The organism is Caldicellulosiruptor acetigenus, assembly GCF_026914305.1.
Lineage (GTDB): Bacteria > Bacillota > Thermoanaerobacteria > Caldicellulosiruptorales > Caldicellulosiruptoraceae > Caldicellulosiruptor > Caldicellulosiruptor acetigenus.
The window spans coordinates 1,448,268-1,462,417 of the sequence record NZ_CP113866.1 but is presented as its reverse complement, the minus strand read 5'-3'; the positions used below and the strand labels follow the sequence as shown (position 1 = coordinate 1,462,417).

The 14,150-nt window shown below is 36.9% G+C and carries 11 protein-coding genes; 10 read left to right on the top strand and 1 reads right to left on the bottom strand.

Going from position 1 to position 14,150, the window contains the following annotated elements:
- The first annotated feature begins 10 nt into the window (after positions 1 to 10).
- Both aroC and OTK01_RS07250 read left to right on the top strand, forming a co-directional pair.
- Positions 11 to 1,162 carry a chorismate synthase gene (gene aroC / locus OTK01_RS07255; protein WP_029227564.1) on the top strand — a complete coding sequence of 384 codons (1,152 nt, stop codon included), beginning with the start codon at positions 11 to 13 and terminating at the stop codon, positions 1,160 to 1,162.
- Positions 1,163 to 1,223: 61 nt separating this feature from the next.
- Positions 1,224 to 2,348, top strand: coding sequence for a D-alanyl-D-alanine carboxypeptidase family protein (locus OTK01_RS07250; protein WP_029227565.1), 1,125 nt, complete (start codon positions 1,224 to 1,226; stop codon positions 2,346 to 2,348).
- Positions 2,349 to 2,389: 41 nt separating this feature from the next.
- On the opposite strand, the gene OTK01_RS07245 is transcribed toward OTK01_RS07250, so the two are convergent.
- Positions 2,390 to 2,620 carry an HPr family phosphocarrier protein gene (locus tag OTK01_RS07245; protein WP_013290567.1) on the bottom strand — a complete coding sequence of 77 codons (231 nt, stop codon included), beginning with the start codon at positions 2,618 to 2,620 and terminating at the stop codon, positions 2,390 to 2,392.
- A gap of 202 nt (positions 2,621 to 2,822) precedes the next feature.
- On the opposite strand from OTK01_RS07245, the gene mtaB reads away from it, so the two are divergent.
- From mtaB to OTK01_RS07205, 8 genes are all read left to right on the top strand, one after another.
- The gene (gene mtaB / locus OTK01_RS07240; protein WP_029227566.1) at positions 2,823 to 4,127 is read left to right on the top strand and encodes a tRNA (N(6)-L-threonylcarbamoyladenosine(37)-C(2))-methylthiotransferase MtaB; all 1,305 of its coding nucleotides are present in this window, start codon (positions 2,823 to 2,825) and stop codon (positions 4,125 to 4,127) included.
- Positions 4,128 to 4,152: 25 nt separating this feature from the next.
- Positions 4,153 to 5,175, top strand: coding sequence for a phenylalanine--tRNA ligase subunit alpha (gene pheS / locus OTK01_RS07235; protein WP_029227567.1), 1,023 nt, complete (start codon positions 4,153 to 4,155; stop codon positions 5,173 to 5,175).
- 29 nt (positions 5,176 to 5,204) lie between these two features.
- The gene (pheT, locus tag OTK01_RS07230; protein ID WP_029227568.1) at positions 5,205 to 7,580 is read left to right on the top strand and encodes a phenylalanine--tRNA ligase subunit beta; all 2,376 of its coding nucleotides are present in this window, start codon (positions 5,205 to 5,207) and stop codon (positions 7,578 to 7,580) included.
- A gap of 6 nt (positions 7,581 to 7,586) precedes the next feature.
- On the top strand, positions 7,587 to 9,731 hold the full coding sequence (locus OTK01_RS07225; protein ID WP_029227569.1) for an ATP-dependent helicase: 2,145 nt from the start codon (positions 7,587 to 7,589) through the stop codon (positions 9,729 to 9,731).
- A 7-nt stretch (positions 9,732 to 9,738) separates the two neighbouring features.
- Positions 9,739 to 10,185, top strand: coding sequence for a divergent PAP2 family protein (locus tag OTK01_RS07220; protein ID WP_029227570.1), 447 nt, complete (start codon positions 9,739 to 9,741; stop codon positions 10,183 to 10,185).
- Positions 10,186 to 10,908: 723 nt separating this feature from the next.
- The gene (locus tag OTK01_RS07215; protein WP_013432571.1) at positions 10,909 to 11,460 is read left to right on the top strand and encodes a hypothetical protein; all 552 of its coding nucleotides are present in this window, start codon (positions 10,909 to 10,911) and stop codon (positions 11,458 to 11,460) included.
- Positions 11,461 to 11,478: 18 nt separating this feature from the next.
- Positions 11,479 to 13,329, top strand: coding sequence for a 1-deoxy-D-xylulose-5-phosphate synthase (gene dxs / locus OTK01_RS07210; protein WP_029227572.1), 1,851 nt, complete (start codon positions 11,479 to 11,481; stop codon positions 13,327 to 13,329).
- On the top strand, positions 13,326 to 14,135 hold the full coding sequence (locus tag OTK01_RS07205; protein ID WP_029227573.1) for a TlyA family RNA methyltransferase: 810 nt from the start codon (positions 13,326 to 13,328) through the stop codon (positions 14,133 to 14,135). Before dxs ends, OTK01_RS07205 begins: the two co-directional genes overlap by 4 nt.
- Positions 14,136 to 14,150: the final 15 nt, after the last annotated feature.

Genomic DNA, 14,150 nt, shown 5'->3' with positions numbered 1-14,150 from the left:
AGGTGAAACAATGAGATTTTTAGACGCTGGTGAGACACATGGAAAAGCTTTAATAGCCATAGTAGAAGGATTTCCTGCACATGTAAAAATAGACATAGAAAATATAAACCATCTTTTACAACTACGCCAGAGAGGTTATGGCAGAGGGAAACGAATGGAAATAGAAAAGGACAGAGTGACAATTTTATCAGGAGTCAGAAACTCTTTTACCACAGGAGCCCCCATTACATTGATGATTGAAAATAGAGACTATGAAAACTGGAAAAGTTTTATGGATGCAATACAGTGTGATGTAGATACCAAAAAAGTGATAGTTCCACGGCCTGGTCATGCAGATTTGGCTGGCTGTTTAAAATATGAGTTTGATGATGCAAGAAATGTATTGGAAAGAGCCAGTGCAAGAGAAACTGCTATAAGGGTAGCAGTTGGAGCTGTTTGTGAAGAACTTTTAAAAATGTTTGGCATTAAACTTTACAACCATGTTATTGAGATTGGTAGGGTACGGCTTACAAAGTCATATTCATTTGATGACACAGAGCTTTTTGAACAGGCTTTATCTTATTCAGAGCTATTTTGTATTGACAAAGAAGCTGAAATGCAGATGAAGCAGGAGATTGATATAGCAAGACAAATGGGTGACAGCGTAGGCGGGGTTGCCGAGGTTATTTGCAAAAATGTTCCATATGGTCTTGGCAGCCATGTTCACTGGGACAGAAAACTTGATGCGCAGATTGCTCAGGCTGTGATGAGTATTCAGTCTGTCAAAGGTGTTGAAATTGGTTTAGGTTTTGAAGCGGCAAGGCGGTTTGGTTCTGAAGTTCATGATGAAATTTATTATGATGATAAGAGAGGTTTTTATCGAAAAACAAACAATGCAGGTGGTATAGAAGGCGGAATTTCAAACGGCATGGATATTGTTGTTCGGGCTGCTTTCAAGCCAATTCCAACGCTCTATAAGCCTCTCAAAAGTGTGGATATGAAAACTTTTCAACCTGCTGAGGCCGCAGTGGAAAGGTCTGACACATGTGCTGTGCCGGCAGGAAGTATTGTTATGAGAGCGGCAATTGCATATGTTCTGGCAAATGCTTTAATAGAAAGATTAGGAGGAGATTCTGCCAAGACTATGTTAGAGATTTTCAAAAGAATTTATAATAAAAATTAAAAGTACATATGCCCTCACATCCATGGGTATACTAAGTAGATGTGGGGGTGTTCTTTTTGTAATGAAAGCAAGGGCATTTGTTCTTGTATTTGCGATAATAATAACTACAACATTTGGTAAGATATGCTATGCAAATGAAAAAAAGAATTTACCACAGATAAGCTCTAAATCTGCCATAGCTATTGAATGGGTAACAAGAAAGATTCTCTTTGAAAAAAACAAGGATTTAAAACTTCCGATGGCAAGCACAACCAAAATAATGACAGCAATCTTGGTGTTAGAAAACTGTGATGTAAACAAAGAAATTGAAATTCCGCCACAGGCTGTAGGAGTTCCAGGCTCATCTATGTACCTCGAAAAAGGAGAAAAACTGAAAATAATAGACCTTTTATATGGACTTATGCTTTCTTCTGGGAATGATGCTGCTGTCGCCTTGGCAATAGCAACAGCCGGTGATGTAAAAAGATTTGTCAATCTTATGAACAAGAAAGCAAAAGAGCTTGGACTTTCAAATACCGTATTTTCATCTCCACATGGCTTAGAACAAGGTGAGCACTATACAACAGCTCACGACCTGGCGAAACTTGCCGCATATGCTATGAGAAATCCAATTTTTCGGCAGATAGTAAAGACCACAGAAAAAGAAGTACCATGGACAACAAGACCTTACAATCGAATCTTGAAGAACAAAAACAAGATGTTAAGATTATATCCGGGGGCTGAAGGTGTAAAGACTGGATTTACAAAAAAGGCTGGTAGGTGTCTTGTCACTTCTGCTTGCAGAGATGATTTTAGAGTCATATGCGTAGTTTTAAATGCTCCGGATATGTGGAATGATACGCGAAAGATTCTCGACTATTGTTATAGCAATTTTAAAGTGATAAAGCTTCTACCTGGCGAAATAGGTTATGTAAAAGTTAAAAATGGGATAAATGATTGGATAAAAGTTGGAACAACATATCAAAGATACTGGGTAGTAGACTTAAATTGTCTGCCAAAAATAGAGGTACTTTTGCAGGTGGCAGAAGCACCCATTGAAAAAAACAAGGTGGTTGGTGGGTTAAATTTATATCTCAAAGGTGAAAAATGGAGTTTTCCAATTGTTGCATTACAAGAATGTCAAAGAAAATCTTTATGGGATAGAATAAAAGAAAAATTGTTTGAAAAGAGAATGAGACAAAAATAAATTTAGCGTGGACGTAAAATCCACGCTAAATTTATTTTTTCTTATTTTTCCATAAACGGTTCGAGCTCTTTGAGTAGGTCATCGCAATTGTCTGAGTGAATCTCTACCTTGATAGGTTTGCTGAGGTCTAAACTGAATATTCCCATGATAGATTTTGCGTCAACAACATACCTTCCTGATGTAAGGTCAATATCAAACGGGTACTTGCTAACAATGTTGACAAAGTTCTTGACAGCATCGATTGTGTTCAGCTTTACTGTTACTGTTTTCATTTTAAATTCCTCCCTTCACAACAAAAATAATACTCATTATTTATCATATCATGTTTATGAGCTTTAAATCAATTAACTCCTTACACATTTTCTATACCCTTTTTTCATAGAAAAATAACAATTGAAGATAAATTTTTAGCTCTTCACTAATTGGCTGCTAAATATTATAATATAACTTAAATGTGGAGGTGAACAAATTAAATTGAAGATTGCCTTTTATACACTTGGATGTAAGGTCAACCAGTATGAAACCCAAGCAGTGGCTGAACTTTTTAAAGAAAATGGGTTTGAGATTGTGGACTTTGACAGCAAGGCAGACGTGTACGTGATAAATACCTGTACAGTTACCAACATAAGCGATAGAAAGTCAAGACAGGCAATAAAAAAGGCTAAAAAACTTTCCCCGCAAAGTATTGTGGTTGTGATGGGATGCTATCCGCAAGTGTATCTCCAAGAGGTTGAAAAGATAGAAGATGTAGATATTATAATTGGCACCAAAGATAGACAAAGAATTGTAGATTATGTTAGACAATATTTGGAGGACAAAAAGAAAATTGTAGCAATAGATGGAGAATACAAAAGAGAAGCATTTGAAGAGCTCAAGATATCAGAATTTAATGAGCACAGCCGTGCTTTTATAAAGATAGAAGAAGGTTGTGACCAGTTTTGTTCTTATTGTATAATCCCATATGCAAGGGGGGCAGTTAGAAGCAGAGGTTTAAAAAGCATAGAAGAAGAGGTCAGAAGGCTTGTTCAGAAGGGATACAAAGAGTTTGTCATAACAGGAATTAACATCTCAGCTTATGGGAAGGATCTGGATGGAAAGGTAACACTTATAGATGTTATTGAGAGGGTAAATGAGATTGAAGGTGTTAAGAGAATTAGACTAAGTTCTTTAGAGCCGGTTATAATGAATGATGAGTTTATAGAGAGGTTACTTGGTTTTGATAAACTGTGCCATCATTTGCATCTTTCTCTTCAAAGTGGCAGTGATAAAATATTGAAGCTTATGAACAGGCATTACACTACAGCACAGTATCAAGGTATAGTAGATAGAATAAGAGAAAAATGGGAGGATGTAGCATTCACCACTGATATTATAGTGGGTTTTCCGGGCGAAACAGAAGAAGATTTCAATGCTACTTTAGAGTTTGTTCAGAAAATAGGTTTTTCACGAATTCATGTGTTTAGATTTTCGCCAAAAAGGGGCACTAAAGCCTATGAGATGCCAAACCAAGTAGATAGCAAAGAAAAAGAAAGACGAAGCAAGATAATGAAAGAAGTGGCAGCAAATCTTGCATATCAATTTCACAAGAAGTTTGTTGGCAATTGGTTAGAGGTTTTAATTGAACAGGATTCTGATTTTGACGGATATTATGAAGGATATTCGGGAAATTATATCCGTACGTTAGTGAGAAAAAGTCATATGATAGTACCTGGTGAAATTTACAAGGTTAAGATTACACAGGCTTATGAACAATATGTCAAAGGAGAAATAATCCAATAAAAATACAAAAAGGTGGTGTGTAATATTGAACACTGACATAGCAAATTTAAAAAGCCAATGTGTGGAAGAACTATCAAAAATCAAGAATTTGCAAGAACTTGAAGATTTTCAGATCAAATATTTAGGCAAAAAAGGTATTTTGAAAAGTAAACTGAAAGAGCTATCAAAGCTTGAACCAGAAATCCGCGCTCAAATGGGAAAAGAATTAAATAGTCTAAGAGAGTACCTTGAGGAAAACATTGCTACCCTGCGAAAAAGGTTTTTAGAGGAAGAAAAACAAAAAAGGATACAAAGTGAACGCATTGATGTTACTATACCTGGCAAAAGAGTAGAAATAGGAGCCATTCACATCCTCTCCCAGGTTCAAAATGAAATAGCAGAAATCTTTCTGAACATGGGATATGAAATTGCAGAAGGACCAGAGGTGGAACTTGATTATTATAACTTTGAAGCACTGAATATCCCAGCTGACCATCCTGCAAGAGATACACAGGATACTTTTTATATTTCTGACGATGTGCTTTTGAGGACGCATACTTCCCCTGTTCAAATCAGGGTCATGAAAAGTAAAAAACCCCCAATTAAGATAATTTCTCCGGGAAGGGTGTACAGGTCAGACGAGGTGGACAGCACACACTCTCCCATTTTTCACCAGATAGAAGGACTGTTTGTTGATAAAGGGGTTACAATGGCTGATTTGAAAGGGACACTTGAAGTGTTTGCAAAGAGATTTTTCGGTGAACAGACGAAGGTCAGGTTCAGACCGCACCATTTTCCGTTTACTGAACCGTCGGCCGAGGTTGATATTTCATGTATCTTCTGTGGTGGGAAAGGATGCAGAACGTGTAAGGGTGAAGGCTGGATAGAAATCCTTGGTGCAGGAATGGTTCACAGAAAGGTTCTTTTGAACTGTGGAATTGACCCAGATGTATATACTGGTTTTGCGTTTGGTATGGGAGTTGAGAGAATAGCGCTTTTGAGATATGAGATTGAAGATATCAGACTCTTTTACGAAAATGATTTGAGATTTTTGAAACAATTCAGATAAAAAACTTGATACAAAAGGAGTGAAAGGTATTGAAGGTTTCGTTGGAATGGTTAAAAAGTTTTGTTGATATAGAGTGTTCGGTAGATGAGCTTGTTGACAAACTTACTATGAGCGGAACAAAGGTAGAGGGATATGAAAAGAGACTTGAGAATATTAAAAATGTAGTAGTAGGTAAAGTTTTGGAAATTTCTTTGCACCCTCATAACCAAAATCTTTTTGTTTGCAAAGTAGATACAAAAGATAAAATACTTACAATAATCACTGCAGCAAAGAATGTAAAACCAAGCTCATATGTTCCTGTGGCAAAGCCAGGAGCCGTTTTGGCAAATGGCAAAACAATTGATGTTCTTGAGTTCAAGGGGATAGTATCAGAAGGAATGTTGTGTTCGCTGGAGGAGCTTGGGCTTACCCGCGGCGAGTTTTCATATGCTGATGAGAATGGCATATTTATTCTTGAAGGTATGGACAACAGCATGATAGGGACTGACATAAAGATTGCACTTGGAATAGATGATGTGATAATTGATTTTGAAATAACCTCAAACAGGCCCGACTGTTTGAGCGTTGTGGGTATTGCAAGAGAGATAGCTGCTATATTAAACAAACCCCTTAAATTTCCAAATTTGAACTTTAAAGAGGCAGATGAGCCAGTAAAAAATTATATAGATGGTATTGAAATTCAGGACAAAAAGATTTGTAGAAGATATATGGGAAGAGTGATAAAAAACGTAAAGATTGGACAGTCGCCTCTGTGGCTGAGAAGAAGACTTGTAGCTTGCGGTGTAAGGCCGATAAATAATATTGTTGATGTAACAAATTATGTAATGCTTGAGATGGGCCAGCCTCTTCACGCGTTTGACCTCAACAAGATTTGTGGCAGAAACGTTTTTGTAAGACTTGCAAACGACGGCGAAAGGATTGTAACTCTTGATGGAGCAGAGAGGGTTTTGCGCTCATCTGACATTGTTATTGCAGATGAGAAAAGGGCTATAGCAGTTGCAGGTGTGATGGGTGGATTAGATACTGAGGTTGATGAGAGTACAACACTTGTACTTTTAGAGTCTGCAACTTTTAATCCCGCAATGGTGAGAAGGACAGCACGATATTTAGGGCTTAGAACAGAGGCTTCAAACAGGTTTGAAAAAGGTTTGAGCCCATACTTTGCAGAACTTGCAATTCAAAGAGCGTGTGCTCTTATCGAACAAATAGGAGCAGGCGAGGTTGTAAAAGGAGCTGTAGATACCTATGTTGACCCATGGCAGCAAGTAGAAGTAAAAGCTGATTTTTCATATATAGAGAAGCTTCTTGGTCTTAGGATTGAAAAAGGTAAGGTCTTGAATATTCTTAGCAGGCTTGAAATAGAGTATGATAAAGAAAAAGAAGTATTTATAATACCACCTTTTAGGACTGACATTGAAGATATGGCCGACATCTCTGAAGAAGTGATAAGAATATATGGGTATGATAAACTACCTTCAAGGGTTTTCATGGGAAATGCTATATCTTCGGGGCTTACTCATAAGCAAAAAATGGTAAATAGTATAAAAAATTTCCTTGCCAATAGCGGTTATTATGAGATTTATTCGTATTCATTTGAATCGCCAAAGGTTTATGAGGTTTTAAAAGGGTATAACTTGGATGATGCTGTCAAGATTTCAAATCCACTTGGTGAAGATTTTTCGATTATGCGAATGCAGCTTTTGTCTTCCATATTAAAAACAATCTATCTCAATATATCGCGAAATATAAAAGATGTGAAAGTATTTGAGCTATCTACAGTATTTAAAAAGTCAGACGAAAAACTTCCGCAAGAAAAACTTGTTTTGGCAATAGGAAGTTCGGCTCAGGATTTTTATTCTCTAAAGGGTGTACTTGAAAATCTTTTTGACATGCTGAGAATAAAAGATGTTAAGTTTTCATCGCAACATCAAAATCCAAATTTGCATCCTACACGTTCAGCAAAGATTTATACCGAGGAAAGTTTTCTCATTGGCTACATTGGAGAAGTCCATCCGGATATATTAGAAAGGTTTGACATACCCGCAAGAGTTGTATATGCAGAGGTTTATATAGATAAGCTGCTTGATGCGGAAAAGAAAGAAAAAAGGTATGCTCCGCTTCCAAAATATCCTGCTGTTGAGAGGGACTATGCATTTGTTGTGCCAGATGATGTAGAAAGCAGGGTAATTGAAGAAATTTTCAAAAAATATAGCTCTGACATTTTAGAAGAGTTTCGTCTGTTTGACGTGTACAAAGGACAACAAATAAAGCCAGGTTTCAAAAGCTATGCCTATAAAGCAGTTTTCAGGTCAAAATCAAAAACACTTTCAGATAGTGATATTAACCAGATTCAAGAGAAAATCTTGGATGAGCTTAAAAACTACAATATAAGTTTGCGGGAGTAGAAAGAGATGGAATGGTTAAAAGAACTAAATGAGCAGCAAAAAGAGGCGGTTCTTTCAACAGAAGGGCCGCTTTTAGTATTGGCTGGTGCAGGTTCAGGGAAAACTCGTGTCATAACATATAGAATAGCATATATATTGAATATGGGGTTAGCAAATCCGGGCAATATCCTTGCAATTACTTTTACAAACAAAGCTGCTGATGAGATGAAAGAAAGGATAAAAAGGCTTGTTAGCACTCAGTCATTTTCAGAAATGTGTGTGTCTACTTTTCATGCTGCGTGTGCAAGGATTTTGAGAATGGAAGCTCATAATATAGGATTTTCAAACAACTTTGTAATATTTGATACACAGGATAGACAGCAGCTTTTAAAGGAGTGCTTTGACAAGCTAAACATCGACTCAGAAAAGCTTGATATCAGATATGTATCAAGGCAGATTAGTAATTTCAAAAATCAACTAATCGGACCTTCTGATGTATACAGATACGGTGATGTTGATGGTCGTGTTGTTGAGGTGTATAAACTTTACAATAAACTTTTAAAAGAATACAATGCGTTTGACTTTGATGACCTTCTGTATTACACTGTAGTTCTTTTTGAAACAAACCCTGACATTCTGGAAAAGTATCAGAATAAGTTTAAATACATTTTGGTAGATGAGTATCAAGATACAAACCATGCTCAGTTTTATTTTATTTATTTACTTTCACAAAAACACAGAAATGTCTGTGTTGTCGGTGATGACGACCAGAGTATATACAGTTTCAGAGGAGCAAATATAAAAAATATTTTGGAATTTGAAAAGGTTTTTAGCGATGCCAAGGTAATAAAATTAGAAAAAAACTACAGGTCTACAAAGACAATACTCTCAGCTGCAAATGAGGTTATAAAACACAACTATTATAGAAAATCTAAAAGGTTGTGGACAGACAACACCGAGGGTGAAAAGATTTTTCTATACTCAGCTTTTGATGAAGTGAATGAAGCAGAGTTTGTTGCATCAAGTGTGAAAAATCTTATTGAAAGCGGACTTTCACCTTCAGAAATAGGAGTACTCTACCGAACAAATGCTCAGTCTGTAAACTTTGAGAATGCACTTTCGGCTTATTCTGTGCCATACAAAGTTGTGGGTACTTTGCGATTTTATGAAAGAAAAGAAATAAAAGATATAATTGCTTATTTGAGACTTATCACAAATCCGCATGACGATTTGAGTCTATTTAGGATTATCAATGTCCCAAGAAGGGGTATAGGAAACAGTACAATAGAGAAAATAAAGGCTTTGAGCGAAGAATATAATGTTTCTGCGTATACCGTCTTACTCGAGCGAGCAAAGTTTGATTTTGACAAAAAGACATACGAAAAACTAAATAGCTTTATCTCGCTGATAGAGGATTTGAAAGCTGAGGCAGAGGATTTGTCTGTATCTTCAGCCATCAAACTTGTGCTTGACAAGACAGGGTATTTAGAAAGCTTGCTCAGTAGCAAAAGTGAAGAAGAGTTTCAGAGAGCCAAGAATATTGAGCAGCTTATAAGCGCTGCAGCTATTTTTGAAGAAGAAAATGAAGAGCCAACCTTGCAAAACTTTTTGAACTCTATTACTTTGAGTTCTGAAGAGGAAGATACTCAAAAAGAAGAAAAAGTTTCGCTTATGACAGTTCATGCTGCAAAAGGATTGGAATTTGAAGTTGTCTTTCTCACAGGGCTGGAAGAAGGACTGTTTCCGCTTGTTAGGGCAGAAGAACCTGTTGAGGCTGAAAAGGAACTTGAAGAAGAAAGAAGACTGTGTTACGTTGCAATTACCAGAGCAAAAAAGCTTCTTGTTCTGACATATGCTAACAATCGAAGAGTATTTGGCAGGTTTTCTTCACGGCAAAAGTCATGTTTCATTGAGGAGATTCCTCAAAAATACATTCAAGTTATTTATAGTCCTATTACTAAAACTCACCAAACATTTTCTGTCAAGATTAATCAAGCTGAAGATGTTTCTATTAGCAATCTACAGGTTGGAAACAAGGTCCAGCACGGAAAGTTTGGAGTTGGAAAAGTTATCTGGCTTTCAGATGATAGGAGAGAGGCAGTAGTAGATTTTGAAAATATTGGACAGAAAAGGCTACTTTTGTCCTATGCAAATCTTAAGAGGATTGGTTGAGGGGAAGATGAGAGAGGTTGTATTAGAGATTTTAAAGAATAAGGCGCTTGAGGTTGGTGTTGTCAGCTGGTTTGCTGCACAGTTTTTAAAGATTGTGATAGCATTTATCATGACACGAAAGCTCAACCTCAAATGGTTCATAAGCTCCGGAGGGATGCCGAGTTCTCATTCAGCGTTTGCATGTGGGCTTTCAACTGCTGTGGGGCTTATAGATGGCTTTAGCTCAACCAATTTTGCTATTTCATTAACATTCACTTTAATTGTAATGTACGATGCGGCAGGAGTAAGAAGAGAGGCTGGGAAACAGGCACAGACTTTGAACGAGATAATTGAGATTTATCTTTCACCACATTACAAGCCTCAATATAAACTAAAGGAGCTCATAGGTCACAAACCTACAGAGGTCTTTGCAGGAGCTGTAGTTGGAATATTGATTGCCACAATAATGATTTGAAGCAAAACAAAAGCTGTGATATAATATTATTCTGAAAACTGAATAATCAAGAACGTTAAAATGGGATAGGGTGATGCAGTATCCTAGTCAGAGTGGCTGCTTTCGAAGGCGGGCCTAAAAATCCGCCAAAGGGCACACCGATGAAGTTCCTGGTTTCGGCTTCTGACGCCCAGTCAGGGGTTGAAGCTGGGAGTAAGGGTTAAGGGAGTCCTGCAATGGCATGCAGGATGCAACCCTTTTCCCGTGGAGGCTAACGCACAAAAAGAAATAAGCTTTTTGTGCGTTAGTAAAACCTACCGCCAGATGCGTCCTTTTTTAAGGAAGGATGTGCTTGGGGTAGTGTAGCCTGCCTTGAGCGGAATAGACGGATGGCCGAATTTCTGGCCTTCCTAAAAATAGGGCCCGTTTTTAGGAAGGTCTTGAGGCCTGAAATCTATTTCGCAAAAGAGGCTAGAAAGCATGCCCTCTGTCGAGGAAAGCTCCTAGGCTGTGCCAAGTATTTGGCTTTACGAAGGGGATTAAAGTGCGGACTAAGTGGCGATCTGGTTGTGTGTTGGGCAACCGCACACCCAAACTTTTAAAGGGAAACCGCCTCCTGGCGACGGGAGGTAAGTTTGGGGGAAATCCTACCAGACCTTAAGCCGCAAAATTTACCCTTCGTAAAATCACCCTATCCCAATAAATTTATATATTTTTCAAATAGTATGTCTTGGGAGATGAAAAATGAAAAATAAGAAGAAAATGCAGAATAAAAAGCGAGAATATTTCAAATGGACACTAATATTGTTTATTTTATCGTTTTTACTGTCGGCTACTCTAAACTACATTTCAAGCTATGTATCAGAAAGATTACCTGTGACAATTTCATTCATACTTTTATTTTGTATAATTTTATTAGGAATAATCTTTGACATAATTGGTATTGCTACAACCGCAGCTGATGAGGTTCCTTTTCACGCAATGGCTGCAAAGAAAGTAAAAGGTGCAAAGGTGAGTGTATGGCTCATAAAAAATGCAAGCAAAGTATCTTCTATTTGCAACGATGTTATAGGAGATATATGCGGAATATTGAGTGGAGCACTTTCTGCAAGTATTGTATTTTATATAGCAAAAAATAGCAAAGCTAATCCCATTCTTCTTTCAATACTTTTGACTGCAATGGTTGCTGCTATAACAATATCTGGCAAATCAATTGGAAAATATTTTGCAATCAAAAAGAGTAATGAGATTGTAAAAATAAGCGGAAAGATTCTTGGAATATTTTTAAAAATGTAGTTTGGGAAGTGAGAAGTATTGGGTATATTAGAAAAGGTAAACTATCCTGAAGATGTAAAAAGATTGAGTATATCTGAACTTTATGAACTTGCCGAAGAAATAAGAGAATTTCTGTTATATAACATCGCCAATACAGGTGGACATTTGGCAGCAAATTTGGGAGTTGTTGAACTGACTCTTGCTCTGTTAAAAGTATTTGACCCACCAAAAGATAAAATTGTGTGGGATGTAGGACATCAATGTTATGTTTATAAGATTTTGACAGGACGAAAACAAAAATTTAATACTTTAAGGAAATTTGGTGGTTTGAGCGGTTTTCCAAAGTCAAAAGAAAGCATTTATGACTCGTTTGATACTGGACACAGTTCCACATCTATTTCTGTTGCACTGGGATTTGCAGTTGCACGTGATCTTAAAAAGGAAAACCACAATGTGATTGCGGTAATAGGAGATGGAGCTTTAACAGGGGGGCTTGCATATGAAGGACTCAATAATGCCGGCAGGTACAATGGTAAGCTTCTTGTTGTTTTGAATGACAATGACATGTCAATCTCCAAAAATGTTGGTGCGATTGCAAAATATCTATCAAAGGTACGAACAAAACCACGTTATTTTAAATTGAAAAAGGCTGCTGATAGCTTGGTAGAAGGAATCCCGGTTGTTGGAAAGAACTTGAGTAAGTTTGTGAGAAAGGTAAAAGGAAGTTTAAAATATTTTTTCTTTCCTGGGACTTTGTTTGAAGCGCTTGGATTTGAATATTATGGACCTATTGACGGTCATGACATAGAAAGGCTTTGTGAAGTATTTGAAAGTGTTAAGGATTTTGAGAGACCTGTTTTGGTCCATGTGGTTACCCAAAAGGGTAAAGGATATGAACATGCTGAAAGGTTTCCAGAAAAGTTCCATGGTGTTCCGCCATTTGACATAGAAACTGGAAATCATTTATCTGACAATACTTCAAAGACATTTTCTGAGGTTTTAGGTGATAAACTTTGCGAGCTTGCCAAGTGCAATCCAAAGATATTAGCAATCACCGCTGCAATGCCTGATGGTACTGGTCTTAGCAAGTTTGCAAAGATGTATCCTCAAAGGTTTTTTGATGTTGGAATAGCAGAGGAACATGCGGTCACTTTTGCAGGTGCCCTTGCTAAAGAGGGATTTAAACCGTTTGTTGCTATATATTCAACCTTCCTACAAAGAGCTTTTGACCAGATTATTCATGATGTGTGTCTTCAAAATTTGAATGTGGTCTTCTGTGTAGACAGAGCAGGTCTTGTTGGCGAGGATGGAGAGACACACCATGGAAGTTTTGATATATCGTATTTGAGCCTAATTCCAAACTTGACATTGATGGTGCCAAAGGATACAAAAGAATTTGAAATGATGCTGGAATTTGCAGCTTTTTATCAGGACGGACCTATTGCAATAAGATATCCGCGCGGGAGCTGCAAACAGGTAGGTCTTTATGATGAAATTAAACTTTCTGAACCAGAGATATTAAAAGAAGGAAAGAATCTGGCCATATTTTCTATTGGAAGACATGTTTCAATGTTGTATGATATTATTAGCAAAAACAAGTTGGATGTAACACTGGTAAATGTAAGATTTATAAAACCTTTGAATACCAAGATTATAAAAAGAATAATAAATACACATCAAAAGATTTTAATTGTAGAGGACAACAGTATTATCGGAGGGCTTGGTGAAAAAATAAAAAGTATTATAGCTGAAGAAAAATCACCAGAGATTAGGCACATAGCTATACCTGATAGATTTATTCCTCATGGTTCAATTTCTCAGCTTTATTTCATGCTCGGGATGGACAGAGAAAACTTAACAAAAGTAGTTATGGAGTTGATAGAGAGTTGAAAAAGAGGGCTGATATACTTCTTGTTGAAAAAGGTTTGGCAGAATCACGTGAAAAGGCAAAAGCATTAATTTTGAGTGGTAACGTATATGTGAATAATCAAAAGATAGAAAAAGCAGGAGAAATGATAGATGAAAGCAGCCAGATAATAATAAAAGAGCCACTAAAATATGTCAGCAGAGGCGGTCTTAAACTTGAAAAGGCTTTAGAGTTTTTTAGAATTTCTGTTGAAGGCAAAATAGCCCTTGACATTGGTGCTTCAACAGGAGGTTTTACAGACTGTTTGCTTCAACATGGTGCTAAAAAGGTTTACTGTGTGGATGTTGGATATGGTCAGCTTGCATGGAAGTTAAGAGAGGACCCGAGAGTAGTAAATTTTGAAAAGACTAATTTTAGGTACTTTGATAGAAAAAGTATTCAGGATAAAATTGATATTATAGTATGCGATGTCTCCTTTATTTCTTTGAACCTAATTGCAGAGAAGGTAAAAGAGTTCATGGAGAATGGTACAGAAAGCGTTTTGCTGATAAAACCCCAGTTTGAAGCAGGAAGAAAGGAGGTTGGAAAAAGAGGAGTTGTAAAGTCTAAGGAAACTCATAAAAATGTGATCAAAAAGGTAATTGATCACTATTTTTCGCTCGGAATCTCAATCAAGGGTCTGACATATTCGCCAATCACAGGGCCAGAGGGAAATATAGAATATCTCCTCTATATTAAAATGGAGGACGAGACCAAAAATAACATGGTTGACATTTCAATAGAAGAAATTGTCAACCAAGCTTTTGAAACATTAGGTGAGAAAAAGTAAAATTTTGGAGGTTTT

Coding starts and splice junctions, on each gene's coding strand:
- aroC (WP_029227564.1), top strand. CDS start 11: ATGAGATTTTTAGACGCTGGTGAGACACATGGAAAAGCTTTAATAGCC.
- OTK01_RS07250 (WP_029227565.1), top strand. CDS start 1,224: ATGAAAGCAAGGGCATTTGTTCTTGTATTTGCGATAATAATAACTACA.
- OTK01_RS07245 (WP_013290567.1), bottom strand. CDS start 2,620: ATGAAAACAGTAACAGTAAAGCTGAACACAATCGATGCTGTCAAGAAC.
- OTK01_RS07225 (WP_029227569.1), top strand. CDS start 7,587: ATGGAATGGTTAAAAGAACTAAATGAGCAGCAAAAAGAGGCGGTTCTT.
- OTK01_RS07220 (WP_029227570.1), top strand. CDS start 9,739: ATGAGAGAGGTTGTATTAGAGATTTTAAAGAATAAGGCGCTTGAGGTT.
- OTK01_RS07215 (WP_013432571.1), top strand. CDS start 10,909: ATGAAAAATAAGAAGAAAATGCAGAATAAAAAGCGAGAATATTTCAAA.